Source organism: Hymenobacter duratus (assembly GCF_014698995.1).
GTDB lineage: Bacteria > Bacteroidota > Bacteroidia > Cytophagales > Hymenobacteraceae > Hymenobacter > Hymenobacter duratus.
Window position 1 is genome coordinate 1,162,738 of sequence record NZ_JACWZZ010000002.1, and the last position, 25,821, is coordinate 1,188,558.

Consider the following 25,821-nt stretch of genomic DNA (forward strand, 5'->3'; position numbering starts at 1 on the left):
CAGGCTTACTGCACCGGGCCGAGGAATTTGGTGCTGGTTTCGGTGATGAGCTGCTTGCCGCTGAACACCCCAATGCGGATTTCCTGGTTAGTGCGCCGCAGGGCAGTGCGGGGCAGCTCGGCGAAGAATACGCCTTCCACTATGCCCTGCGCGGGCAGCGTCAGGCCGCTGGTACCTACCAGCGAAATCCGGCCCTGCGCCGGCTCCAGCACCCGCAGCGTGACCGGGTATGGGTGGTTGGTTTTGTTGATGACCGAGATGTTGTAGAGGTTGGTGATAGTGCCCCGGTCAGTTTTCTGGAACAGCTGGCCCGGGGTGCGCAGCACGGTAGCCGCCACATTATCCCGCGAGAGCAGCAGGCCCGCCAATGCCACCATCAGCACCACCAGTACCCCGGAAAGCGCCTTCATGCGGCCCGTAATCCGGAACTTGCGGCCCTGCGCAATATCGTTTTCCGAGGCGTGCCGGATCAGGTTGGGCGGCAGGTCAATCATGGCCATGATGCTGTTGCAGGCATCAATGCAGGCGGTGCAGTTGGTGCACTCCAGCTGCTGGGCGCCGTTGCGGATGTCGATGCCGGTGGGGCACACCTGCACGCACTGGTGGCAGTCGATACAGTCGCCGGCGGTGCGCGCCTGGTTTTTGCGCAGCTTTTCGCGCGGCTCGCCCCGCTGGTAGTCGTAGGCTACCACCAGGCTGTCTTTGTCGAGCAAAACGCCCTGCAGGCGGCCATACGGGCAGGCGATGGTGCAGACCTGCTCCCGGAACCGTGCAAAAACCGCGTAGAACACACCCGTAAAAATCACCATCGACGTCAGGCCGCCGAGGTGGGCCGTGGGCGGGTCGGTGATGATGCTGACCAGCGCATCGGAGCCGATGATGTAGGCCAGAAACGTGTTGGCAATCAGGAAGGAAATGAGCAGGAACAGCGCGTGCTTGGTGGTTTTGCGCCAGAGCTTGTCCCAGTCCAGCTCGCGCCGGCCCAGGGCTTTCTGCTGGGGCGCGTCGCCTTCCAGCCAGTACTCGATGCGCCGGAACACCATTTCGAGAAAAATGGTCTGCGGGCACACCCAGCCGCAGAAAGCCCGCCCGTACACCACCGTAAACAGGATGATGAACACCAGAAACGTGAGCGAGGTCAGCAGCAGCACAAAGAAATCCTGGGGCCAGAAAATCTGACCCAGCACGATGAACTTGCGTGCCGGCAGGTTCAGCATCAGCACCGGCAGCCCGTTGATGCGCAGCCAGGGCCCGGCAAACAGCAGCGCCAGCAAACCGTAGCTGATCCACGTGCGGGCACGGTAGAGCCGGCCCGTAGGTTTCTTGGGATAGAGCCACACCCGTTTGCCAGCCGCGTCTACCGTAGCAATAGTGTCGCGGTAGGAATCGTCGGGTTTGAACTGGGTGTTGGACATAATGTGGGTATGCTTGTAGTAGGGTGCGGAGCTTGCCCCGCCCGGCGTCCGCGCCATTGGCTGATACCGGAGCAACGGAGGGCGGGGACAAGCCCCGCACCCTACTTGGTTTCTTTCTCGCCCTGCGGCTCTTTGGCGCCGGCGGGCTTGGTGCCCCGCAGGCTCAGGATGTAGGAGCTGACCTGCAGAATCTGCTTGCCGGAGAGCTTGCCTTTCCAGGCCACCATGCCTTTGCTGGTGACGCCGAACTTCACGGTTTTGTAGACGTGGTTCACTTCGCCGCCGTGCAGCCAGTATTCGTCGGTCAGGTTGGGGCCTACTTTGCCTTCGCCGTTCTGGCCGTGGCAGGCGGCGCAGTTGCTGGCAAACAACGACTTGCCTTCACTCAGATCAGCAGGCGTAGCCAAGGGCTGATAGGTGGTCAGCTTGTTGGGGTCATCGGCATCGGGCGAAACCAGCAGGGCCGCCTGGCGCATTTCGGTTTCGTATTCGGCGCCCTGCAGCTGCCCTGCTTGGGCCACGTGGTAGTAGCTCACGTAAGTCACGGCAAAAATGATGGTGGCGTAGAAGCTGTACTTCCACCACGGCGGCAGGTCGTTGTCGAACTCGTGGATGCCGTCGTAGTCGTGGTCGAGCAGTTCGTCGCGCACCTCGCCTTTCACCAGCGTCGCGTCGCCGACGAGCAGGCCCAACACCCGGCCGCTCCAGGAGTGGCGCACAGTGGGCAGTTCGTATACTTTGCGCAGCTGTGGCCGCATCTGCACCGCAATACCCACGAACGAGAGCAGCAGCACCAGCAGCAGGAAAATCAGCAGGCTGATGAGCACCCAGAACAGGAGTTGCTGGCTGCTCATGCCGGCAACTTTGGCCGGCGCGGCGGCTTCCGGCGTCTGAGCCACCGCCTGCAGGCTGTTCAGCAGCAGAGCGGCTATAGTCAGTGCAGCAGGAAAGCGGAATTTCATTGAAGTTAGCATGTAGGTACCCCCCTTTCTGATGCGGCTGTATCGGTTGGGGTTTCGGCCGAATACTGCCGGCGGTGCTTGAGCTGCGAGGACACCATGGCGCCCGTGAGCACCACGGCCACAGCTACCAACCCCAGCAGGCCAACCACAAATCCGAACAGAAAATCGGGACCATCCGGGGCCGGGGCGGCAGGCGTTTGGGCGGCGGCCAGGTAGCCCATCAGCAGGCCCAGGCCGGTCAGGAAAAAGGTGCGTTTGGTTAGCATAGCGCGTCGGGTTCGGTGTGGGCCTGTAGCGTGTCGTTGTCGTGCAGCGGCAGCTGGCTCATGGTGCTGATGTGCTGGCGGTTGGCCACCACCACGTACAGCAGCAACCCCAGGAAGAAGATGAAGAAGATGAAGAAGGAGATGAGCGGATACAGCTCAATGCCGGCAATAGATTGCAAGACGTTCTTGTACATGGCAGCGGGTAGTTAAGAGGCCTGATAGGCTACTGAGCAGCGGCTTGCTCGGGCTTCACTTTAATGTCGGTGCCCAGGCGCTGCAGGTAGGCAATCAGGGCTACTATTTCCTTCTCCGACTTCACTTCGATGTCTTCCTTCTTCAGGTCGCTCACGATGCTGGCTGCCTGGCGGCGGGCATCAGCCACGGCCTGTTGCTCGTAGCCGGCCGGATACGGTGTGCCCAGCTGGCGCAGCACCGAAATCTTGGAAGGCAGCGTGCTGTAGTCGATGTCCTGGTCGAAGAGCCACGGGTAAGCGGGCATGATGGAGCCCGGCGACATGCTGGTAGGATCGAGCATGTGGTTGTAGTGCCAGGAATGCGGGTACTTGGCGCCTACACGGTGCAAATCGGGGCCGGTGCGCTTGCTGCCCCACAGGAAGGGCCGGTCATACACAAACTCGCCGGCCTTCGAGTACTCGCCGTACCGCTCGGTTTCGGAGCGGAACGGGCGCACCATCTGGGTGTGGCAGTTCGAGCAGCCTTCCTTGATGTACAAGTCGCGGCCTTGCAGCTCCAGCGAAGTATATGGCTTCACGGAGGCAATGGTGGGCACGTTGGACTTCACGAGGAAGGTCGGAATCATCTCAATAGCGCCCCCGATGAGAATGGCAATGGTAGCGCCCACGGCCAGTTGAAACGGGCGGCGCTCAATCCAGCGGTGCCAGTGCCCACCCTCGGCGTGCGGGTCTTCGGCGGCGGGCAGCAGCGCCGGAGCCTGAGCTTTTTCGTTCGCCAGCAACGAGCCGGCTTTGGCCGTCTTGTACAGGTTGAACATCATCAGGAACACGCCGCTCAGGTAGAGCACCCCGCCAATACCGCGCAGGTAATACATGGGCACAATCTGCAGCACGGTTTCCAAGAAGTTGGGGTACTGCAGCATGCCCTCGGCATTGAACTGCTTCCACATCAGGCCCTGCGTGAAACCGGCCCAGTACATCGGAATGGCGTAGAACAGGATACCCAGCGTGCCTAGCCAGAAGTGCGTAGTGGCGAGCTTTTTGGAGTGCAGCGGCGTGCGGTAGAGGCGCGGCCACAGCCAGTACAGCATCCCGAAGGTCAGGAAGCCATTCCAGCCCAGAGCCCCCACGTGCACGTGCGCCACAATCCAGTCGGTGAAGTGGGCAATGGCATTCACGTTCTTGAGGCTGAGCATCGGACCCTCAAAAGTGGCCATGCCGTAAGCCGTTACGGCCACCACAAAGAACTTGAGTACTGGCTCCTCGCGCACCTTATCCCAGGCGCCGCGCAGTGTCAGCAGGCCGTTGATCATGCCACCCCAGCTAGGTGCAATCAGCATGATGGAGAAGGCCACGCCCAGGCTCTGTGCCCAGTCGGGCAATGACGTGTAGAGCAAGTGGTGCGGGCCGGCCCAGATGTAGATAAAAATCAGGGACCAAAAGTGGATGATGCTGAGCCGGTAGGAGTACACGGGCCGCTCCGCTGCCTTGGGCAGGAAGTAGTACATCAGGCCCAGGTAGGGCGTGGTCAGGAAGAAGGCTACCGCGTTGTGGCCGTACCACCACTGCACCAGCGCATCCTGCACGCCAGCATAAGCCGAGTAGCTCTTGAACAGCGAAACCGGCAGGGCCGCCGAATTTACGATGTGCAGCACCGCCACCGTCAGGAACGTGGCAATGTAGAACCAGATGCCCACGTACAGGTGCCGCTCGCGGCGCCGGGCAATGGTGCCGAACATGTTCCAGCCGAACACCACCCACACCAGCGTAATGGCAATGTCTATGGGCCACTCCAGCTCGGCGTATTCCTTGCTGGTGGTCAGGCCCATGGGCAGCGTAATTACGGCCGACACGATGATGAGCTGCCAGCCCCAGAAATGGAGTTTGCTGAGCACATCCGAAAACATCCGGGTTTTGCACAGGCGCTGCAGCGAGTAGTAGACGCCCGTAAAAATGCCGTTGCCGACAAAGGCGAAAATCACGGCGTTGGTGTGCAGGGGCCGGATGCGGCCAAAGGTGGTGAACTGGGTACCGAGGTTCGCCTCGGGACGGGCCAGCTGAAACGCCGCCAGCACACCCACCAGCATCCCAATAATGCCCCACACCACGGTTGCAATACCGAAGTCGCGGACAATCTTGTTATCGTAGAAAAACGTGTCAACGGCCCGCGAGAGAGGACGCGGCACCAGCGGCGGCTTGGGGGCTGCCTGTGGCAGGAGAGGTTCGACTTGCATAGCCGGAGAAGTGAGTGATTTACTTCTCCAAAGGTCTTGGCAGGCCCATTCTGAAAAGATGACGAACGTCAGCCCCGGGCTTGATTGATGTCAGGCGGCTCGGCACCCGCAATAGCACTATTCCGGATTTTCGTCGTCGAAGAGCATGCGCACAGAGGGTGTGTAGTCGTCTTCGTACTGCCCGGAGCGCACAGCCCACAGGAAGGCCCCCAGAAACAGCAGCGCTACCAGCAAGCTGATACCGATGAGCAGGAATATAATGGTCATGATGGAGTGGAATTAAAGGTGGCGGCGGTGGGCGGCGTAGCGCACCAGCAGCGTGGCAAATACCATCACGCTCAAAGAGCTGATGGGCATAAGAATGGCCGATACGATGGGCGTGAACCGGCCCTGCACGGCCAGCCCCAGCCCGATACCGTTGTAGCAAAACGACAGCACAAACGTGGCCAGCACCACCTGCAAACAGTCTTGGGAAAAGCGCAGAATGGTGGCCAGCTGCCCGAAGCTGCGGGCTTCCAGAATGGCGTCGCAGGCAGGCGAGAAGTTAGTGAGCGTATCGGTGAGGGCAATGCCGGCATCGGCCTGCTGCAGGGCACCGGCATCGTTCAGGCCGTCGCCGACCATGATGACGGTGCGGCCCTGCTGCCGAAGGGCGGCAATGTAGTCGAGCTTGTCCTGGGGGCTTTGGCGGAAGCGGAGCTCGGCCTGCTGCCCGAACAGGTTGCGCAGCCGAGGCTTTTCGGCATCGTTGTCGCCGCTGAGCACGGCCAACCGGTAGCGCCGGCCCAAGGTGGCCAGCACCGTTTCCAGCCCCTCGCGGTACACGTTGTGCAGCATATAGCAGCCATACACTTCCCCATCCAGGCTCACGTAGACACTGGACTGCAGCGTATCGGCGGTAGTCTCGGAGGGCGCCGGGGCCGGAGCATCTAGCCCCACCAACGCCGCCGAACCTACCTCCACTGCTACACCGCCCACCACGCCGCGCAAGCCCTGGCCCGGCACCTCAGTGAAGCTCGTAACCAGCTCTGAAGCAGCGGGCAGTTCCTGAGCCAGGCGCTGGCTGAGCGGATGCGTGGAGTGGCGCACTAGGGCGGCTACGGCCCGCTGCCGCGCCTCTGTAAGCGGCAGGCCCACATATTCCACGGCCGAGCGGCCCACGTCGGTGAGGGTGCCGGTTTTGTCGAAGACGATGGTATCGGCGCGGCCCAGGGTTTCGACTACAGCGGAGTTTTTCAGGTAAAACTGGTGGCGGCCCAGTGTGCGCAGTGCCGCCCCCAGCGCAAACGGCGTGGCCAACGACAGCGCGCACGGACAAGCAATAACCAGCACCGACGTAAACGCCCGCAGTGCCATAGCCGAGTTGCTTTGCGCATACCAATAGGCCACCGCCCCTAGTGCCAGCAGCAGCGTAATGGCCACGAAATAGCGGCCCACTTTGTTGGCGTAGGTTTCGAGGGTGGCGTTGTCGTTCTTCTGGAAAGCGGGGTTGTTCCAGAGCTGGGTAAGGTAGCCCTGTGACACTTCGCGCACCACTTCCAGCTCCACGGCCTCGCCCACCTGCCGGCCGCCCGCATACACCACCTCGCCGGCCTGCCGCGCCACCGGCACACTCTCGCCCGACACGAAGCTGTAGTCGATCTGACCCGCGCCGCGCAGCAGCACGGCATCGGCGGGAATGATTTCCTGATGGCGCACCCGAATCCGCTGGCCCGCCCGCAGCTCCTTCACCGGCACCGACTGCTCCTGCCCGCCGGGGCCGAGCAGCGTGACGGCCACCGGAAAATACGATGTGAAGTTGCGGTCGAAGCGCAGGGCGTCGTAGGTGCGCTGCTGCACCCATTTGCCAATCAGCATGAAAAACACGAGCCCCGTGAACGAGTCGAAGTAGCCCGGCCCGGTCTGGGTGACGACTTCAACCACGCTGGTCGTGAACAGAGCAGTGAGGCCGAGGCTGATGGGAAAGTCGAGGTTGATGTAGCGCTGCCGGAGGCCTTGCCACGCCGAGCGGTAGAAGTCGCGCGCACTCACCAGCAGCACCGGCACGGCCAGCAGCAGACTCAGCCACCCGAAAAACCGCCCCAGCGCCGCCTGTAGGGTTTCCGTGAACGAAAAATACTCGGGCAGCGCCAGCAGCATCACGTTGCCGAAAGCAAAGGCGGCCAGACCCAGCTGGTAGTACAGCCGGCGGTTGGCGTGGTGGGGCTGCGCGCCCAGCTCGGCCAGCGTAATCTGCGGCTCGTAGTTGATGGCGGCCAGCAGCGTCACGACCTCCTGCAGGGTGGTGGCCCTGGGGTCGTAGCTCACGGTCAGCTCCTTGCGCAGAAAATTGACGCGCGACTCGGAAATGCCGGGGTCGAGCTTGAACAGGTTTTCGAGCAGCCAGATGCAGGAGGCGCAGTGCATCTGCGGGATGGTGAGCGTGAGGCGGGCCAGCGCCTCGGAGCGGAACGCCAGCAGCTGGCTCTGCACCGATTCCAGGGCGAGGTAGTCGAAGCGGCCGGGTAGCTCCACGGGCTTCACTTTCTGGCCGGCGTGGTCATCGAGACGGTAGTAAGTGCACAGGTTGCTGGCGGCCAGCAGCTCATATACGGCTTTGCAGCCCTGGCAGCAGAAGTGCAGTTCCGGCTGCTCCGGCAACCGAATGGGCTCGTCGGGGCAGTCGTCGCCGCAATGGGTGCAGGCTAGGTGAGTGAGGGTTTCGGCGGAGGCGGGCGCGGTAGGCACAGGCAAGGGGGCTGATGGCAGCCCCAAAGCTCCCCCACGCGCCGCGCCCGTCACCTGACGAATATCAGCCTCGCTCTTGATTCATCTCAGCCCCACCTTGAGCGCAAACCCGTTCTGAACTGCCAACTTTGGGGTGTTGTTCCGGGAGGCCGGGCCGGCGCTGCGCCCGGTCTGGCCTTCATTGCTGCTTGCGCTTATGCCTCGTTTTCACGCTACTGCTGCCTTGCTGCTGGTACTGTCCCTGTTTGTATGGGCAGGCTTGGTAGCGGGCATTTCCTTCCTGGAAGCCCCGCTCAAGTTCACCGCGCCCGGCATAACAGTACCGCTGGGCCTGGGCATCGGGCGCATCGTGTTTTCGGCCCTCAATAAACTAGAGCTGCTGCTGGCCGCCGTGGCGGTAGTCAGTGGGTTTTACCTGCGTGTGCCGGCCCATATCGGCGCTATGCTGGGGATAGTAAGCGGCGTGCTGCTGCTCCAGACGCTCTGGCTGCTGCCGGCCCTCGATGTACGGGCGCTGGCGTTACTGGCTGGGCATCCGGCCCCGCCCAATTCGCTGCACAAGGTGTATATCGGGCTGGAAGTGGTGAAGCTGCTGACACTGCTACTCACCGGCAGCTGGGCGTTCCGGTGGGCGCTGCAGGCAGCCCGTGGGCAAACTCTCAACCGCCGCGCCCAGCAGCTTGCCTGATTTCCGTCTTTTTTTTGTTATCATGTCTCTTCCCCTTCCCGATATTCAGTCTGAAGCCGATATCAAGCTTCTCGTCGATACGTTCTACCAGAAAGTAAACGAGGATGAGCTGCTGAACCCGGTTTTCAACGGCTTTGCCCACGTCGACTGGGCGCGGCACCTGCCCATCATGTACGATTTCTGGAGCAGCATTCTGCTGGGCAGTTCGCGCTACCACGGCCGGCCGTTTCCCAAGCACATGCCGCTACCCATCGATGCCACGCACTTTCAGCGCTGGCTGGAGCTATTTGAGGCCACCCTCGACGAGCTGTTCGCGGGCCCGAAAGCGGAAGAAGCCAAGGTGCGGGCCCTTAACATTGCTACCATGTTCGAGTACCGCCTGCGCAAACGCGACCCACTTTCGCTGCTGTAAAGGCGTTAGGCACTCTAACACAACAGACCGTCATGCTGAGCGGAGCCGAAGCATCTTGGTAGTGTGGTAGAATCATTTACTACACTAGCGAGATGCTTCGGCTGCGCTCAGCATGACGGTCTTCTTTACACGGCTACTTGGCAATGCCTGCTGCATTGCCAGCGCAGGTGCTTACCGATAAATCAGAATCCGGGCTGCTTCCAGGCAGGCCAGTGAGTGAGGCGCGCCAGCCGGAATAATAACGTAGTCGCCGGCCGTGACTTCCGTGGGAGCATCTTCCTGCGTGATAATGAGCCGCCCGGCCAGCACCGTCACAAATACATCGACGGAGGCGTGGTGCGTGGGCATTACTTCGCCGCTATGGAAGGTCTTGTAGATAACTTTCTGGCCGTTTTTTTCGAGTAGCACAAGCGCTTTTTGCTCGCCGGCCGGGGTGTGGGCGCCGGCCAGCAGGCTGCCGCTTTTCAAAGGAGGATACATGCAGAGGTGGGTGAGGTGGACGCAGGCCGGCTGCTAGCCGCTGCGTTATGATGCCAAAGCACGGCGTTCTGCGGTGCCCTTCCCATGACAAACCTCAGCTTTTCGGGCTGAGGTAGCGCAGCTTTGTTGTCGTCCGCTTCCTCCTGCTTCCCAGGCTGGGTGCTGCGCTGCATGTGCTGCCCTAGCCCTGTTGTTGGCTTACCAGTGCGCCTGCCGCAGCTTTTCGGGGTGCAGCACGCGGATATTTTTCGGCGTCAATTCAATCAGGCCATCCTGCTTGAACTCGCTGAGCGTCCGGATCAGCGACTCGGGCGCGGTGCCCACCATAGCAGCCATATCGTCGCGGGAGAGCTGAATGGTGGCATCGGCGGTGCCGCCGGCCTGCTCGTGCATGCGCAGCAGCGTATCGGCCACGCGGCGCCGGATGGAGTTGTAGGCCATGCCCAGCAGCTGTTGTTCCCGCTCGCTCACGCGGCCCGCCAGCAGCCGGATAAACTGCTGCCCCACCTCCGGATTGCGCAGCAACAGCTGCGAAAAATCGTCGCGTGGGATGTACACCAGCTCCGAGTCATCGACGGCCACGGCCGAGTCGGAGTGCGGCGTGTGCTCAAGCAGCGGCAGATAGCCAAAAAACTCGCCGGGCCCATAGAGCCCCGTAATCAGCTCCTTGCCGCCGGCCGTGGCTTTCACGGTTTTGATGCGGCCCGCCTTCACAAAATAGATGCGCGAAGGTTCTTCGCCTTCGAGGTAGATATCCTGCTTTTTGCGAATGGAGTACACTTTCCGGTCGGCCGACAGGCTTTCCAGGTTGCCCACAGCACGTGCGTCATCCAGAAACTCACCCAGGCCTTCGCCCTGCAAATCGTACTCGGGCTTGAGATGCCGAAACCGGTTGAGGCGACTAGTAATGGCGCTCAGCAGCTCGGTTTCGTCGAAGGGCTTGGTCAGGTAGTCGTCGGCGCCCAGCTCCATGCCGCGGCGCATATCAGTACGTTCGGTTTTGGCTGTCAGGAAGATGAACGGCACGCCCGAAAGCTGCGGGTTCTGGTTGAAAATCTGCAGTACGCCGTAGCCGTCCAGCACGGGCATCATAATGTCGCACACTACCAAATCGGGCTTGTGGGCCAGCGCCTGCTCTACTCCCAGCTTGCCGTTTTCGGCCGTCAGCACGTGGTAGCCGGCCAGTTCCAGAATCTCAGCGGTGTTTTCGCGGATAAACTCACTATCTTCAATCAGCAGGATGGTTTTCATAGGGAATGGTGATGGTGACGGAAGTGCCTACGTTTAGCTCGCTGTGCAGCGCAATGGTGCCGCCCATGAGCTCGAGGTAGCGCCCGATGATGTAGAGGCCGAGGCCCGTACCGGGCACGTTGGTGACATTGCGGGCCCGGAAAAACCGCTCAAACAGGTGCTCCTGGTCTTCGGGTGAGATACCGACGCCTTGGTCCTGCACCCGCAGCACCAGTTGGCTGTCCCGGCAGTCGGCCTGCAGCAGCACCACCGAGTTTTCGCCGGAGTATTTGAGGGCGTTGGACAGCAGGTTGACCACGATTTTGCGCAGCAGCGAAGGGTCAATCCATATGGGGGCGGTGCATCCCATCTGCCGGTCTATGCGCTGCCCCGCCTTGAGCAGGCCCTGCACGTCGGCCACCGTTTCGTCGAGCAGCGCGGGCAGGTCCATATTTTCGGGGTGCGCTTCAATCCGGCCTTCCTCAATCCGCCCCACCGACAGAAACTCTTCCAGGATGTCGTTCAGATGATTGACGGAGGCCCGGATACGCTGCAAGTGCTTCAGGCGCTTGTCCTGCTGGTCGGTGCCGGGGTATTTCTCGATGAGCGTGGCGGACGTGAGCACGGCCGTAAGCGGCGTGCGGAACTCGTGCGAGGCCATGCTCACGAAGCGCGACTTCAGCTCGCCCAGCTCCTGCTCGGCGGCCAGCGCCTGCGTCAGTTCCTGGCTGCGCTGCTCCAGCTGCTCGAGCGTGTTCATCAGGGCGTGGGTGCGGTCGGCTACTTTCTGCTCCAACTCCGTATTCAGAGCTTCCACGCGCTGGCGCTGCGCAATCAGCTCCCGCTCCGCCTCCTTCTTGAAGGTGATGTCGATGACGTAGGCCACCACGTACAGCTCTTCATCAAGGTGGAAATAGCTCAGGCTGACTTCTACCGGGAACACGGAGCCGTCTTTACGCTGGGCCTGCAGGTCGCGGTTGTGGCCCATGTTGCGCACCTGCGGATGGGCATTGAAGGACTGGCGGAGCTTTTCGTGCTGGCGGCCGGCGGCGTTGGGCACCAGCACCTCGATGCGCTGCCCCAGCAGCTCATCGGGCGCGTAGCCGAACAGGTGCAGAGAAAACTGGTTGGCCGACACAATATCGCCGGGCTGGTTGCAGACGATGATGCCGATGGTGGCGTTGGCAAACACCGCCTCGAAGCGCCGCACGCTGTGGGCCAGCTCCCGCTCGGCTTGTTGCAGGCGGTTCTGCCTAGTCAGGCGCACCAGCACAAACGGCTTTGCTTCCATCTGAAAGTTGCTCAGCTCAATACGCCCCCAGAACGGCTGACCTTCATAAGGCGTTATCTCCATCTCCGCTTCCTGCCGACCGTACTCGCGGGCCTGCTCACAGAGTTGCTGCCACTGCTCTTCCGAAGCGCAGAGTTTGTGGGCCGAGCCAGTGAGGAAGTCCTGTTCGGAGGAATAGCCCAGCAAGGCTGCTCCCGCGGCGTTTACCTGCGTGAATTGCCCCCGCGCCAGATCATACAGGCCCACAAACTCCCGGGCTTGCGTGTAGAGCAGATCGGTGAGAGCCTGTTGGAAAGGAGCGGGAACCATAGAATCGTAATAAACAGGGCAAGCCCGGAGTGGCATTATGGCTGCAATATAAGTAAGTCGGCAGCTGACAAAAGTCAGCCGGCCGCTTGACGGCAGTCATCGGGCAGCGGGCGGGCGGGCGCTACTTTTACGGTCACACTTTTAGCCGCGTCCTCATGCTTGCTTCCGTTTCTTCTTCCACGCAGGCTCCCGAACCGGCCGTACTGCTGGTGTTGCTGCCGATGGCCGCAGAAGCAGCTAAGCCCGCATTCATGGCTTCGCTGGCGCGGTTGCAGCAGCAGTTGGGCACGGCCATACGGGTCCTCAAGATTGATGAAGCCAGCCACCCCTCGGTAGTACGCAGCTTTCAGACGACCGAGCTGCCTGCCTTTGTGCTGGTGCGCCACGGTGTGGAGCTATGGCGCCAGCAGGGCTTGCCTGAAGGCGAAACCATTGCGCCGCTGCTACTGCGGCAGTTGCGCATAGCCAATAACGAGGCGTAGCCCAGCACCAACACCCCACCAGACGGAGAATGCAACTGCTGACAAATACCTAGAAGTGGGTATTGGTTATTATCGTTTTAACTTATATTTTTACAAAATATTATTTACATAACACCATTTACAATATCCTTTTCCCCTCCCCATCTTTTGGTTCCTCCGCTCCTGTTCCCCCGTTTTGCAGGAGTGGAGGCGCCATTAGATACAAGACTCCTCTTCTGATTCTCTAGCGCCCATACGACTAACGGCCGCCCCCAACTAATGAGGGCGGCCGTTAGTCGTATGGGCGGCTGGTTGTGACAGCCTACTCTACACCTACTGCAAAGTGCTTGGCTTTGAGGCGGCGGCGCACATAATTCGGCACAGGCTTGCCCTGCTGATGCGCGGCTATTATTTCTTCCTCGCGCGTTTTGCTGAAGCGTACCAGCTTGCTGATGCCGATACCGGCAGGCACACCCCCGAGTGCGGCAATACTAACAACTGCCCCGCCGGCATTGCCGCCAGAATCACCGCTGCTTAGGCCTCGTGCAATAGCGCCGGTAGCACCTATCCCGATGGCCGTAAATATGCCGCCGCCCGTCCGGCGCTGCTGAAACAAGTTCCGAACTGCCTGACTACTATCGGCGACGGGCGAAGGGGCCTGGGCGAGAGCAGCTGTAACGTTCAGCAACAGGGTAGTTGCCAGTAAAAATGTGCGTATGAACTGGAATAAGGGTAAAAGTGAGAGTGCAAATTGCCTGTAAAGGTAGGCTAGCTGCATAGTGTGCGGCAAGCACAACTGCCCAAAACGGCTCCTTTTCGAGCTGCCCTGTTATGGGTCAACTATAATTATATTCAGATAATACAAACACGTGGAAAAAGCGGCATCTTTACGAACGGCTTTGCCATACTACTCTACTACAGCCTCTCATTATCACACTTATTCTTTCTGATTAGTACTTATCAGACAGTCAAAGATTCACTCTATTAGTCCAGCACGCCCTCATGCGCAGTGCTTTCTGAGCCATTCCGCTTTTACTTTTCTTTTCCCACCATTTTCCTGTTTATGTCCCACACTTTACCCCTTACAGGCAAGCCCGCTGGGCGTGTCTCACAAGCCGGTCTGCGTGGTCTGCGGCCTCTGATGGCGGCGGCCCTGGGCTTGCTTTCCATTACCGGCTCGTATGCGCAACACCGTGCGTTAGCGCTGCCCACTGCGGCCGAAAAAGCAATCCGACCCGCTACTTCGGCGCCGGCAGCAGTGCTGCCCGTCAGAACGGCAGTTGCGGTGGCCCAGCGCGGCCAGGCCGCCATCAGCTCTACCGCCACCGGTGGCAACTGGAGCGACGCTACCACTTGGGTAGGCGGCGTAGTACCTACCAGCGCCGATGACGTGACAGTGGCGAGCGGCGCTACCGTGATGCTGGACGTAGCAGGTAGCTGCGCCTCGCTCACGGTGGAAGCCACAGCTTCCCTGCTGACGTCTGCTACCGCGGCGTACTCGCTGCAGGTAGCCGGCAACGTAACCAACAACGGTACCCTGGATCTGAGCAACAGCGCTACGCTGGGTTCCGATCTGCGCTTTACGGGGGCCGGCAACGCCAGCTTCACCGGTACCGGCACCACCGACCTGCAGACGATGTCGCTGGCCAAGGCAGTGCGCGCCGACATCGTGGAAATGAACCTGCCGACACTGTCGGTGAAGGGCACGGCGGGCGGCAACGACGGCTTCCTGTTCACCCGCACCACTGGCACCACGCCGGCCGATGACATGACCGGCACCCTGAAAATTTCGGGTACGGCTACCATCAGCAACCGGGTGTTCGGCAACGCGGCCTCCTACATTATTCCGGCTACCGGCGGCTTCTGGCTGAACAACGCCAACTTCACCGTAACGCCCCAGACTGGCTCGCCTTCGGTGGCAGGTTTGCTGCGCATTTCGGCCGGTACATACAACGTTGGCGTCACTATCGGCAACTCGATTAGCTTCGCTACGGGCGCTGCATTTACGATGGAGGGCGGTACGCTCAACTCGGCGGGCCGGGTAACGTCGTTTACCAGCGCCACGGCCGCAGCCGCCATTACCTTCAATATGAGCGGCGGTACCATCAACGCTAGCACCGTAGGCAACACCTCCGGCACGCCTTCGTTTGGCATCAATGGCACCACCACCATTTCGGGTGGCACCATCAACCTGGTGCAGCGGAGCACCGCCACCACGCCTCTCGACTATTACGTGGCTGGCACGTACAATTTCACGGGCGGTATGGTGAATGTGGGCACGGCCGCTACGGCCACCAACTTCGACTTCCGCATCCGGGGTACGGTTCCCAACCTCACCATCGACAACACTACCAATCCTAAGTCGGCCGTATTGCAGGGACAGACCAATGCCTACGGCACGGTACTGGTAACGCCGGGTGCTGGCCTGAATCTGAATGGTTTCCTGCTGTTGCAGCTTGGTTCTACCATCACGAACAACGGCACGCTGACCGGCACGACGACCGGCAGCACGCTCTACTTCGCCGGGGCGGTGCCCCAGACGCTGGGCGGCTCGGGCACCTTCACCACCATCCGCACCATTTCGGTCGATAACAGCGGCGGCGGCGCGACCCTGACCGTGCCCATCGTGACGACCCGCGTGAACATGTTCACCGGCAACCTGAACGGCACCAGCAACCTGACCATCGGCGATGCGTCGGCTATCTTCTTTGTTGTTCAGATTGGCGTTGCGAGCAATACCAATACCAGCGGCTCATTCGCCTCGGCTCCCACGTTCAACATTGGCAGCGGCGCTCTGCAGCTGATTTACGCCCCTGAAGCCACGGCCCGCACTACCGGGTTTGAGGTTCCTGCTACCCGCATCGTCGATGTAGTAAGCATCAGCAACCCGGCCGGCGTAACGCTGGCAGGTGGCAACCTGCTGGTTCCCGGCGTTTCCAACGCTTCGTTGCTGCTCACGGCTGGCATCCTGACTACCTCGGCGGCTAACACGGTCATCATCGGCCCGGCTGCCGGCGCATTTCCTACCGGTCTGGCTACGTCCTACGTGAAAGGCCCGCTGGGTATTACGGTGAATAGCGCAACGGCTGTGAGCCGCACGTTTGCCGTTGGCGACGCAGCCGGCTGGCGTCCGGTAGTAGTGACGGGCATTACCGCCGCTACTGACCAGATCTTCACGGCTACCGTGGTAAATGGAGCTACGGGCGGCACCGGCATTTCGCCGGTTACCAACCTGAACCCAACCCGCTATGTACGCCTCGAAAACTCGGCCAACCTGCCGGCTACGGCCCGCGTGCAGCTGAGCTACGGTGCGGATGACGTGCTGGGCAACGCGGCCACGGCTACGGTAGCGCAGGCGGCTACGGCCAACGGCACATATGCTTCCATCGGTGGTGCAGCGGCTACGGTTCCTACTACGGGCATCGTATCCACCCTCGACCTGACGCCCGGCAACGACTTCTTCGTGCTGGCCAACACCGAAGGCGGTGTCCTGACCTCGTCGGTAGCCAGCGTATGCGGCGGCACCAACTCGGGCACGCTCACGCTGGCCAGCAACATCGGCACCATCACGGGGTATGAAGCCAACACGGGTAGCGGCTTCACGGCCGTGCCCGGCACCAACACCGGCTCGACGCTGGCTTTCAGCAACCTGACCACCACGACGACCTTCCGCGCCGTCATCCTGACGGCCGATAACCGCACGGTGTACTCTGCCCCCGTAACGGTGACCGTAGAAGCAGCTCCAACGGCCACGCTGACGGCTGCTACGCCAACCACGTTCTGCGGCCCCGGCACGCTCACACTGAATGTGACACCCGTAACCGGCGCTACCTACCAGTTCCTGCTTGATGGCGCCCCCATCAGTGGTGCCACCAGCGCTACTTACACTACTACCGTATCGGCCAGCGGCTCTTACTCGGTGGTAGTAACCAGCGCTACCAATTGCACCAGCACCTCAGCAGCAGTAGCCGTAACCGTGAACCCGGCTACGACGGCTACGTTCAGCTATGCTAACACTACGCTTTGCGCAGGCGGCAGCGCCGTAACGCCCACTATCACGGGCACTACCGGCGGTACGTTCAGCAGCACCACGGGCCTGAGCATTGACGCTACCACTGGTGCTATTGCGCCGGCTACCTCCACGCCCGGCACCTACACCGTGACCTACAGCGTGGCTGGCACCTGCCCGTCGTCGGCTACGGCTACCATTACCATCACGACGGCACCAGTAGCTACGTTCTCGTACGCAGCGGCTACCTACTGCGCTTCCGGCACGGCTACGGCTGCTCCGGTATTCGGCACGGGCGCTTCGGCTGGCACGTTCAGCAGCACGACCGGTCTGACGATTAATGCTACGACCGGCGTGATTACCCCCGGCACGAGTACGCCCGGCACCTACACCGTAACCAACACTATTGCTGCTGCTGGCAGCTGCGCTGCTGCTACGGCTACGGCTACCGTGACCATCTCGGCTGCTACCACGGCTACCTTCACGTATGCCAATGCCACGCTCTGCGCAGGTGGTACCACTGCCACTCCTACCATCACAGGAACTGCAGGTGGCGCGTTCAGCAGCACCACCGGTCTGACACTTAACGCCACCACCGGCGCTATCAACCTGAGCACAAGCACTGCCGGTACTTACACCGTGACCTACAGCGTAGCAGGCACCTGCCCGTCCTCGGCCACGGCTTCGGTAACGATTACCGCCCGCCCGGCTCAGCCGACGGTGGCCCCGGCCTACAACGGCACGACCACCACGCTCACCAGCTCCAGCGCCACGGGCAACCAGTGGTACCTGAACGGCACGCTCATCCCCGGAGCCACCAGCCAGACGTACGTGGTCAACTCGGCCGCCCAGTTTGGCCAGTATACGGTGGTCGTGACCAACGCCACCACCGGCTGCGCCTCGCTGCCGTCAGCCCAGCTGCTGGTTAACTCCAGCGTTAAGGTGCTGGCCGGCTCCTCGCTGAGCGTGTATCCGAACCCAACCACCGACGGCAACGTGACGGTGGAGCTCAGCGGCTACACGAAAGCCACCGAGCTGAACGTGTACAACGCCGTAGGCCAGCAGGTGTACCACACCACGGCCGCCGGCAAGAACGGTGTGCAGACCGCCACGCTGGACCTGCGCCAGCTGCCGGCCGGCATCTACATCCTGCGCGCCCGCACCGAGGGCGGACTTGATGTGCGCCGTATCACCAAGCAATAGGCAGCCATAGCGGCTACTTTCTAGCTTAGTCACGAAAGCCCCGCCGGTACTGCCGACGGGGCTTTTTGCTGGCCTTTGGTGCTACTTAATAGACGGTGGCGGCAAGACGCTTCCAATCATTTTTCAAATGGTTACAACCTTCTCTGCAGCCAGTAGCTCTACACAGTACTTTTGCAGTTCACAACTATTCATCTTCTCCTTATATGCGTCTAATTAGACTCTGCTACGTGCTGGCCGCTGGCTTGCTGTTCCATTTTCAGGCCTCGGCTCAAACCAGCCAGCGCCCGGCAAACCATCTGGAAAACCGGCTAAAGAAGATTCGTCCGGCCACTGTTGGCGGCTTGGCTGGCCGTAATTCGCAGCAAACCGTGAGCCGCCCGGGCCGCGCCGTGTACTACAGCTGGGACCCCAACACTCAGGCCTGGAGCACCAGCCCAGGCGTGGAAACCTACCGCTACGACAGCCGCGCCAACCTCACTCAGGTAACGTATTCCGACTCAACAACCAACGCGCCAAGCATCCGCAGCACGTACAGCTACGACGCCCAAAACCGCAATACGGAAGAACTGACGGAGCAATGGGCAGCCACTGCCTGGGTGCCGGTCAGCCGCTACACGGCCACGTACGATGCGCAAGGCAACTACACGCAGCAGGTAGGGCAGACGCTACAAAATGGCACCTGGGTGACGACGGAAGGTTACCAGTTTCAAAACACCTACAACACGGCAGGCGTCATGACCGGGCAGATTGTCCAGCGGTTTCAGAACGGCGGATTCGTGAATGAAGGGCGCAGCCTCTACACGGTAGTCAATGGCCAGTGGACAGAAGTAGTGGAGCAGGAATGGGAAGCTGGCGCCTGGGTGAACGAAACCCGCTACACCGATATTCAGTGGGCCGACTGGGCCGCTCTGCAGCCGGCTTCGTATCGGGAACAGCGGTGGGAAGGTGCCTGGGACGATCAGGCGCGCTTCACGCATACGTATGCGCCTAATGGCACCGTCACGAGAGAAATAGAGCAGGCTACAGGCCCGGGCACCTGGGAGCTGGATGCTCGGCTCACCGACTCGTTTGATAATTTTGGCAACTACCTGGGGGCCCGGTTCGAAGAGTATCGCAACAATGCCTGGGTAATCGACTACGAGGAACGCAACGTGCTGCTCTACACAGCCACCAACGACGTGCGCCGCAGCACCAGCCAGGAGTACGACAGCTTCATCACCGGCGCGGGCTTCGAAAACCAGAGCCGTTACAACTACTCCAACTTCCAGAGCATTACGCTGAGCACCGCTTCGGCGGCGTTGCTGGCCCAAGCCAGCATCTATCCTAACCCTGCTGCCAGCGCCGCAACGTTCACGCTGTCGGGCCTCCAGGATAACGGGCCGGTGCAGGTGCAGGTATTCAACCAGTTGGGCCAGCCCGTACTGACGCGCACAACCACGCCCCGGGCGGGCACACTACAGACTTCGCTCAATGTGGGCGAATTGCCAGCGGGCCTATACTTGGTGCGGGCCACTACCTCGGTTGGTACCGTAGTGAAGCGTCTGGTGCGCGAGTAGCCGGTTTTCTTTCCCTCAGTAGCAACGCCCCGGCCCGCCATGCGAGCCGGGGCGTTTTTTGTGCAGGCCCCACACATTTCCTGGCAGATAGTAGCTTTACGGTATGGCGTCCCTGTTTCAGACCTATCTCCAGCTCGGCTTCCACCATATCCTCAACCTGCAGGCCCACGACCATATCGTGTTTCTGCTGGCCCTGTGCGCTCCTTATGTGCTGGCCGACTGGCGGCGCGTGGTAGCACTGGTAACGAGCTTCACCATTGGGCATTCGCTCACGCTGGCACTGGCCACGCTGGGCGTGGTGCAGTATAGCGCCGGCTTCATCGAGAAGCTGATTCCGATTACGATTCTGATTACCTGCCTCGTGAATCTGGTGAAAGCGGGACGAACTGAACCTCGGCTGGCACGCCGGTTGCGCCCCGAACCCGTTGTGCTGGCGCTTCCCAATCTGCTGGCCATTGTGTTCGGATTGGTGCATGGCCTCGGCTTTTCCAGCTACCTACGCGAGTTGCTGGGCCAGCAAAGCCGCCCGGTGCTGGAATTGCTGGCGTTCAATGTGGGCGTGGAACTGGGCCAGTTGCTCATCGTGAGTTTCATTCTGCTGCTGGGGTTTCTGCTGTTGCGCGGTTTCGGCGTAAGTCGCCGCGACTGGCTGCTGGTTGTGAGCGGCGCCGCAGCCGGTATTGCCGTGGTATTGCTGCTGGCGTAATGCCACGCGACACTAGGGCCCTGACGAGCCTGCACATATTTCATAGCCAGAATAGTATATGCAGCATACAAAGAAGGTGCAACGCCCGTCTTCAGCACGTGTCTTTGCCCAATCTGCCGGTGAACTTTCCGTAGATTTACCTCCTTCGCTTTCTGCTCTTTCTGCGCTTGACTATTATGCTTAAACCTTTCCTGCCGGTGGCGGGCCTTGCCTTGCTGCTGGTGTCGCCGGCGCTGGCTCAAACCACCAACTCGGGCACCGACAAATTTGCGCAGCTCGAAACGCTGCTGCCCACGCCCAACTCCTACCGCACGGCCTCCGGTGCCCCCGGTGCCGACTATTGGCAGCAGCGCGCCGACTACAACATCCGCGTCAAGCTGGATGATGAGAAGCAGGCCATTACGGGCTCCGAGGACATTACCTACACTAACCTCTCGCCCGACGTGCTGACCTACCTCTGGGTACAGCTCGACCAGAACATCCTCGACAAAAACTCCATCACCACGGCCACGCAGGTGGGCCAGATTCAGGACCGGATGCCGTTCCAGACGCTGGACTACCTACAGCGTAGCGAGTTTGACGGCGGTTTCAAGATTGGGGAGGTGAAGCTGAAAGGCGGTAAGGCCCTGCCCTACGTCATCAACCACACCATGATGCGCGTGGACCTGCCTACGCCGCTACGGCCCAAGCAGGCTGTCACGTTCAGCATCACGTGGAGCTACAACATCAACGACCAGCTGAAAATCAACCAGCGCAGCGGCTACGAGTATTTCCCCGAGGACAAAAACTACCTATACGAAATTGCGCAGTTCTACCCGCGCATGGCCGTATACTCCGACAACCAGGGCTGGCAGCACAAGCAGTTCCTCGGCAACGGCGAGTTTGCGCTGCCCTTCGGCGACTACCGCGTGAGCATCACGGCCCCCGCCGACCACGTGGTGGGCGCTACCGGCGTGCTGCAGAACCCCAACGAGGTGCTGACCAGCGCCCAGCGCCAACGCCTCGAGAAAGCCAAGAATGCCAAGACGCCGGTGCTCATCGTGAGCCAGCAGGAAGCCGAAAAGGCCGAAACCAGCCGCGCTAAAGGCACCAAAACCTGGACCTACGCCGCCAAAGACGTGCGCGACTTCGCCTGGGCCAGCTCGCGCAAGTTCATCTGGGATGCCATGGGCATTCAGCAGAAGGGCAAGCCGGTGATGTGCATGAGCTACTACCCCAAGGAGGGCAACCCGCTGTGGGGCAAGTACTCGACAGAAGTAGTGGCCCACACCATCAAGACGTACTCCAAGTATACCATCGACTACGAGTATCCGGTGGCTATTTCGGTGCACGGCCCGGTAGGCGGCATGGAGTACCCAATGCTGTGCTTCAATGGCGGCCGCCCCGAGAAGGATGGCACGTACTCTGCTGATCGGAAATACGGAATGATTTCGGTGATTATTCACGAAGTAGGCCACAACTTCTTCCCGATGATTATCAATTCCGATGAGCGGCAGTGGAGCTGGATGGACGAGGGCCTGAACACCTTCACGCAGTACCTCACCGAGCAGGAATGGGAGCGGAACTACCCCTCGCGCCGCGGCGAGCCCAAGAACATTGTGGACTACATGCGCACCGGCAAAAACCTGCAGACGCCCATCATGACCAACTCGGAGTCGGTGCTGCAGTTTGGGCCGAACGCCTACGCCAAGCCGGCTACCGGCCTCAACATTCTGCGCGAGACGATTCTGGGCCGTGAGTTGTTCGACTACGCCTTCAAGGAATATGCGCGCCGCTGGGCCTACAAGCACCCCACACCGGCCGACTTCTTCCGCACGATGGAAGACGCCTCCGGCACCGACCTCGACTGGTTCTGGCGCGGCTGGTTCTACACCACCGATGCCTCCGACCTAGCCATTACGAGCGTGAAGTGGTACTCGGTGGACTCTAAAAACCCCGAAATTGAAAACGCCCGCAAGCGGGAGCTAATTAATCAGGCACCGCAGACTCTGTCGCAGCAGCGCAACCTGCAGGACATTAAGCGTACCCTCGTAGATGAGAAGCCCGAGTTGAAAGACTTCTATAACAACTACGACCCGCTAGCCACCACCGACGCCGACAAGCAGCGTTATCAGCAGCTGGTAAAAGGCCTCTCGCCTGAGCAGCAGAAGCGCCTGAACAGTGGCCTGAACTTCTACGAAGTGGGACTGAAGAACGTGGGTGGCCTGACCATGCCCGTTATCGTGCAGATGACGTACGAAGATGGCAAGCAGGAAAAGATGACGATTCCGGCCGAAATCTGGCGCAAAAACAACGCGGAGGTAACCAAGGTGTTCATCACCGAAAAGCCTGTAGTAAGCTTTGTGCTGGACCCCTTGCAGGAAACCGCCGACATCGACCAGAGCAACAACGCTTGGCCCCAGAAAGCGGCGCCGTCGCGCTTCGAGCTGTTTGAGTACCAGCAGCGCCCTCAGCCCAACCCGATGCAACAGCAAACCTCCATGCAGCAGAAGGAGCAAAAGCCCGCTGGCAGCACCGGCGGCACTAACTAAGTTGTTGTTTCCGAACCTAAATGACAGAAAAGAGCCGGGCGTTATCGTCCGGCTCTTTTCTGTTATATATGCCTCATTTATCTACAGCTATGCCCTACCCCAAAAAACCTGATGACGATGTTAAAAATACTGTGCTGTGGTTCACCATACCGTTCGCCGCAGTGCTGTATACTTCGTTGTATTTTGTTGTTCGCTGGGATACCCAAAAAGACCACGCTCATTTCGTGAAGAGGTATATAGCGGCAGTAGTTGCTGAGAAATATCTCGACATAAACAACCGAAACATACCTAATATTCATCTGCGCTACATATTCATCTGCGCTACGTTGACGAGGCATTATCCTTTTCCGGCAGCCGGCGTTATTATGATTCCCTGCAAGTAGGCGACTCGCTGTATAAGCCGGCTGGCTCCACTTATTTCTATCTTGTCGAGCACCCAAACGGCGTAAGAACCCTGCGCCGCCCTCTCAACGACTCACTCTAACCTTCATCATCACTACTATGGGACTTCTCGACGGCCTGCTGGGCAACGCTTCCGAAACCGATGCGCAGGATATTCAGCTGGAGCTGAGCCAACAGCTTTCCCCCGGCGAAACCGTGCGCAACGCCTACGCCGTCATCCGCGACCTGATGGTATTCACCACCAAACGCCTTATCATGGTGGATAAGCAGGGCGTGACGGGCAAAAAGCGTGAATACCTGAGCATTCCGTACCGTAGCATCGAGCGGTTTTCGATGGAAACCACCGGCCACTTTGACCTCGACGCGGAGCTGAAAATCTGGGTGCGCGGCCAGACCGAGCCCATCAGCAAAACCTTCCGCGGCGACAAAAACGTGTATGACGTCTACCGCGCCCTCGGCGAGTTTGCCGTGTAGTTGATGAGGTTGAGCGGGTTGATGGATTGGGTGAATTCATCTGTCATCCTGAGCTTGCGAAGGACCTTATCACGCCTGAACGATTGACGTACCAACGAGCAGTTCTGTCGTAGTAAGGTCCTTCGCAAGCTCAGGATGACAGATAATCCACCACCTCACCAACCCACCAATCCGCCACCATGCCCCGCTTCCCCTCCTCTCACGCCCTCACACAAGCCCGGCAGCATCCGCTGATTCCGGTGTTTTATCATGCCCAGGAAGACTACGCCCGCCGGGTGCTGGCGGCCTGCCACGCGGCCGGAGTTCGGCTGTTTGAGTTTACCAACCGCGGCCCAGAGGCGCACAGCATTTTTGGGCGGCTACAGCGTTTCGTGGAGGCCGATTTTCCGGATTTGCTGCTGGGCGCGGGCACCATCTTCACGCCCGAAGAAGCCGGCCGCTTCATCGGGGCCGGCGCCGACTTCATCATCCAACCCGTCACTAGTCCCGACGTAGCCGCCATCTGCCGCAGCCACGATTTGGCTTGGTTGCCTGGCGCCCAGACCCTGAACGAGGTGTATGAGGCCCACCGCCTGGGCGCGACATTAGTGAAGCTGTTTCCTTCAGCCTACCTCACGCCCACCTATCTCAGCATCCTGCGTGGCCCACTGCCACAGGTACCGCTGATGGTTACGGGCGGTATCCAGCCCACGGTGGAGAGCCTTGCGGAGTGGAAAGCGGCCGGTGCTACCTGCGTCGGCCTCGATGCGCGCCTGCTCGATACCGACGAACCCGTCCGCCTCACGGCCCAGGTACGGGATCTGCTGGGCGTGCTGACAAAGGAATAGCCCCATACCCTATACTACCCTCCTACTACCGGGGCGCTGGGTGTGGGCACTGAGGGCGTGTACTGCGGCGTCTGGGCGTTATGCTCGGCGCGGGCCTTGCCTTTGTCGTCCTTGAAGTCGGAGCGTTTGTAGGGCCGGATGATCAGGCGCAGGGCCTTGTCGGTGCTGAAGTAGCTGATGGCCCAGCTGATGAGCGTCACGGCTTTGTTGCGGAAGCCCACTAGCGTCATCAGGTGCACAAACAGCCAGGTCAGCCACCCAAAAAAGCCGCCGAACGTGTGGTTGCCGGGTAGATCCACGACGGCCCGGTTGCGGCCCACAATGGCCATAGAGCCTTTATTGGTGTACTTGAAATCCAGGGGGGCATCGCCGCGCAGCAGGCGCTTGAAGTTGTGAGCCAACTGCTCGGCCTGCTGAATGGCCACGGGCGCCAGCATGGGGTAGCCGCGGGGCATTTCCTCACTCATCATGTTGGCCACGTCACCGATGGCGTACACGTTTTTCTGGCCCTCCACGCGGTTCCAGGGGTTCACCGTGATGCGCCGGTTGCGGGTCACGACTTCCGGTGCCAGCCCTTCCAGCGCCGAGCCGTTGACGCCGGCCGCCCAAATCAGGCAGCGCGTCGGGATAAACTCGGTGTCTGAAATATACGCTTTGCCCTCCTCGTAGCGCTGTACTTTTCGGCTGAGCCGCAGCTGCACGCCCAGGTCTTCGAGGTAGGCCCGGGACTTCACCTGCGCTTCCTTCGACATTGGCCCCAGCACTTCGCCGTCGGCCTCCACGATGAAAATCTGCATTTGCTGCAAGTCCAGTTCAGGATAGTCTTTGGGCAACACGTCGTTGCGCATCTCGGCCAGAGAACCTGCAATTTCTACGCCGGTAGGCCCGCCGCCAACAATTACCACGTTCAGCAGGGCCTGCCGCTCGGCGGGGTCTTCGGTGAGAATGGCGGTTTCGAAGTTCTGGAACAGGTAGCTGCGCAGGTTCAGGGCATTGGGCACACTCTTAATCTGCATGGCATTCTTCTCGATGCTCTCGATGCCGAAAAAGTTGGTGAGTGAGCCGGTAGCCAGCACCAGGTGGTCGTAGCGGATGCTGCCGATATTGGTTTCGAGCGTGTTGTGGGCCGTATCCACGCGCTGCACATCGGCCATGCGGTAGAACAGGTTTTCCTGGCCGGCGAAGATCTTGCGAATCGGGTAGGCAATGCTGTCGGCTTCCAGCGCGCCAGTAGCCACCTGGTAAAGCAGCGGCTGGAAGTTGTGGTAGTTGTTCCGGTCGATGATGACTACCTGCACGGGTGCGTTGGCCAGGTCTTTGGCCAGCCGCAGCCCGCCAAAACCGCACCCGACAATAACGATGCGCGGCTGCGAGGTAACTGGAATATTGGTATCCATTTCGGGTCAGGGAAGATAAAACACTTCCTGTACCGATTAAATGAGTG

The 25,821-nt window shown here is 60.4% G+C and carries 22 protein-coding genes; 10 read left to right on the forward strand and 12 right to left on the reverse strand.

Annotated features, from left to right (window positions below):
* Positions 1-5: 5 nt before the first annotated feature.
* The 7 genes from ccoG to IC231_RS13005 all read right to left on the reverse strand — a co-directional run bounded on the left by ccoG (position 6) and on the right by IC231_RS13005 (position 7,798).
* Entirely contained in the window at positions 6-1,415 is a 1,410-nt protein-coding gene (gene ccoG, locus IC231_RS12975) for a cytochrome c oxidase accessory protein CcoG (RefSeq protein WP_190784899.1), read from the reverse strand.
* Positions 1,416-1,516: 101 nt separating this feature from the next.
* A complete protein-coding gene (locus tag IC231_RS12980; RefSeq protein WP_190784900.1) occupies positions 1,517-2,377 on the reverse strand; it encodes a cbb3-type cytochrome c oxidase N-terminal domain-containing protein in 861 nt (286 codons plus the stop codon).
* A 5-nt stretch (positions 2,378-2,382) separates the two neighbouring features.
* Positions 2,383-2,643, reverse strand: a complete 261-nt coding sequence (locus tag IC231_RS12985) for a hypothetical protein (RefSeq protein WP_190784901.1) — start codon at positions 2,641-2,643, stop codon at positions 2,383-2,385.
* Positions 2,637-2,837, reverse strand: coding sequence for a hypothetical protein (locus IC231_RS12990; RefSeq protein WP_190784902.1), 201 nt, complete (start codon positions 2,835-2,837; stop codon positions 2,637-2,639). The genes IC231_RS12985 and IC231_RS12990 overlap by 7 nt, the downstream gene beginning before the upstream one ends.
* Before the next feature lie 29 nt (positions 2,838-2,866).
* Complete coding sequence (gene ccoN, locus IC231_RS12995; protein ID WP_190784903.1) at positions 2,867-5,071, reverse strand: cytochrome-c oxidase, cbb3-type subunit I; 2,205 nt, start codon at positions 5,069-5,071, stop codon at positions 2,867-2,869.
* Positions 5,072-5,188: 117 nt separating this feature from the next.
* Positions 5,189-5,338, reverse strand: a complete 150-nt coding sequence (gene ccoS / locus IC231_RS13000) for a cbb3-type cytochrome oxidase assembly protein CcoS (protein ID WP_073284721.1) — start codon at positions 5,336-5,338, stop codon at positions 5,189-5,191.
* A gap of 12 nt (positions 5,339-5,350) precedes the next feature.
* Entirely contained in the window at positions 5,351-7,798 is a 2,448-nt protein-coding gene (locus IC231_RS13005; protein ID WP_190784904.1) for a heavy metal translocating P-type ATPase, read from the reverse strand.
* 196 nt (positions 7,799-7,994) lie between these two features.
* On the opposite strand from IC231_RS13005, the gene IC231_RS13010 reads away from it, so the two are divergent.
* Both IC231_RS13010 and IC231_RS13015 read left to right on the forward strand, forming a co-directional pair.
* Positions 7,995-8,486: a hypothetical protein gene (locus IC231_RS13010; RefSeq protein WP_190784905.1), complete on the forward strand. Its 492-nt coding sequence runs from the start codon at positions 7,995-7,997 to the stop codon at positions 8,484-8,486.
* 22 nt (positions 8,487-8,508) lie between these two features.
* Positions 8,509-8,898 carry a group III truncated hemoglobin gene (locus IC231_RS13015; protein WP_190784906.1) on the forward strand — a complete coding sequence of 130 codons (390 nt, stop codon included), beginning with the start codon at positions 8,509-8,511 and terminating at the stop codon, positions 8,896-8,898.
* A gap of 171 nt (positions 8,899-9,069) precedes the next feature.
* Here IC231_RS13015 and IC231_RS13020 read toward each other — a convergent pair whose 3' ends face one another.
* The 3 genes from IC231_RS13020 to IC231_RS13030 all read right to left on the reverse strand — a co-directional run bounded on the left by IC231_RS13020 (position 9,070) and on the right by IC231_RS13030 (position 12,208).
* Complete coding sequence (locus IC231_RS13020) at positions 9,070-9,378, reverse strand: cupin domain-containing protein (RefSeq protein WP_190784907.1); 309 nt, start codon at positions 9,376-9,378, stop codon at positions 9,070-9,072.
* A gap of 198 nt (positions 9,379-9,576) precedes the next feature.
* Complete coding sequence (locus IC231_RS13025; protein WP_190784908.1) at positions 9,577-10,629, reverse strand: response regulator; 1,053 nt, start codon at positions 10,627-10,629, stop codon at positions 9,577-9,579.
* Positions 10,607-12,208: a sensor histidine kinase gene (locus tag IC231_RS13030; protein WP_190784909.1), complete on the reverse strand. Its 1,602-nt coding sequence runs from the start codon at positions 12,206-12,208 to the stop codon at positions 10,607-10,609. Before IC231_RS13030 ends, IC231_RS13025 begins: the two co-directional genes overlap by 23 nt.
* Before the next feature lie 155 nt (positions 12,209-12,363).
* Between IC231_RS13030 and IC231_RS13035 the strand changes: the two genes are divergently transcribed.
* Positions 12,364-12,690 (forward strand): thioredoxin, encoded by a 327-nt coding sequence (locus tag IC231_RS13035; RefSeq protein ID WP_190784910.1) that lies wholly within the window; start codon positions 12,364-12,366, stop codon positions 12,688-12,690.
* A gap of 301 nt (positions 12,691-12,991) precedes the next feature.
* Here the strand turns inward: IC231_RS13035 and IC231_RS13040 are convergent, their stop codons facing one another.
* Positions 12,992-13,357 (reverse strand): hypothetical protein, encoded by a 366-nt coding sequence (locus IC231_RS13040; RefSeq protein WP_190784911.1) that lies wholly within the window; start codon positions 13,355-13,357, stop codon positions 12,992-12,994.
* A 375-nt stretch (positions 13,358-13,732) separates the two neighbouring features.
* Between IC231_RS13040 and IC231_RS13045 the strand changes: the two genes are divergently transcribed.
* The 7 genes from IC231_RS13045 to IC231_RS13075 all read left to right on the forward strand — a co-directional run bounded on the left by IC231_RS13045 (position 13,733) and on the right by IC231_RS13075 (position 24,377).
* A complete protein-coding gene (locus IC231_RS13045; RefSeq protein ID WP_190784912.1) occupies positions 13,733-17,881 on the forward strand; it encodes a T9SS type A sorting domain-containing protein in 4,149 nt (1,382 codons plus the stop codon).
* A 203-nt stretch (positions 17,882-18,084) separates the two neighbouring features.
* Positions 18,085-19,437, forward strand: coding sequence for a T9SS type A sorting domain-containing protein (locus IC231_RS13050; protein WP_190784913.1), 1,353 nt, complete (start codon positions 18,085-18,087; stop codon positions 19,435-19,437).
* 103 nt (positions 19,438-19,540) lie between these two features.
* Positions 19,541-20,143 carry a HupE/UreJ family protein gene (locus IC231_RS13055; RefSeq protein ID WP_190784914.1) on the forward strand — a complete coding sequence of 201 codons (603 nt, stop codon included), beginning with the start codon at positions 19,541-19,543 and terminating at the stop codon, positions 20,141-20,143.
* A gap of 176 nt (positions 20,144-20,319) precedes the next feature.
* Entirely contained in the window at positions 20,320-22,674 is a 2,355-nt protein-coding gene (locus IC231_RS13060; protein WP_190784915.1) for a M1 family metallopeptidase, read from the forward strand.
* 89 nt (positions 22,675-22,763) lie between these two features.
* Positions 22,764-23,057, forward strand: coding sequence for a hypothetical protein (locus IC231_RS13065; RefSeq protein WP_190784916.1), 294 nt, complete (start codon positions 22,764-22,766; stop codon positions 23,055-23,057).
* 118 nt (positions 23,058-23,175) lie between these two features.
* A complete protein-coding gene (locus IC231_RS13070) occupies positions 23,176-23,550 on the forward strand; it encodes a PH domain-containing protein (RefSeq protein ID WP_190784917.1) in 375 nt (124 codons plus the stop codon).
* A gap of 179 nt (positions 23,551-23,729) precedes the next feature.
* Positions 23,730-24,377: a beta/alpha barrel domain-containing protein gene (locus tag IC231_RS13075; RefSeq protein ID WP_190784918.1), complete on the forward strand. Its 648-nt coding sequence runs from the start codon at positions 23,730-23,732 to the stop codon at positions 24,375-24,377.
* Positions 24,378-24,391: 14 nt separating this feature from the next.
* Here IC231_RS13075 and IC231_RS13080 read toward each other — a convergent pair whose 3' ends face one another.
* The gene (locus tag IC231_RS13080; protein WP_190784919.1) at positions 24,392-25,774 is read right to left on the reverse strand and encodes an NAD(P)/FAD-dependent oxidoreductase; all 1,383 of its coding nucleotides are present in this window, start codon (positions 25,772-25,774) and stop codon (positions 24,392-24,394) included.
* Positions 25,775-25,821: the final 47 nt, after the last annotated feature.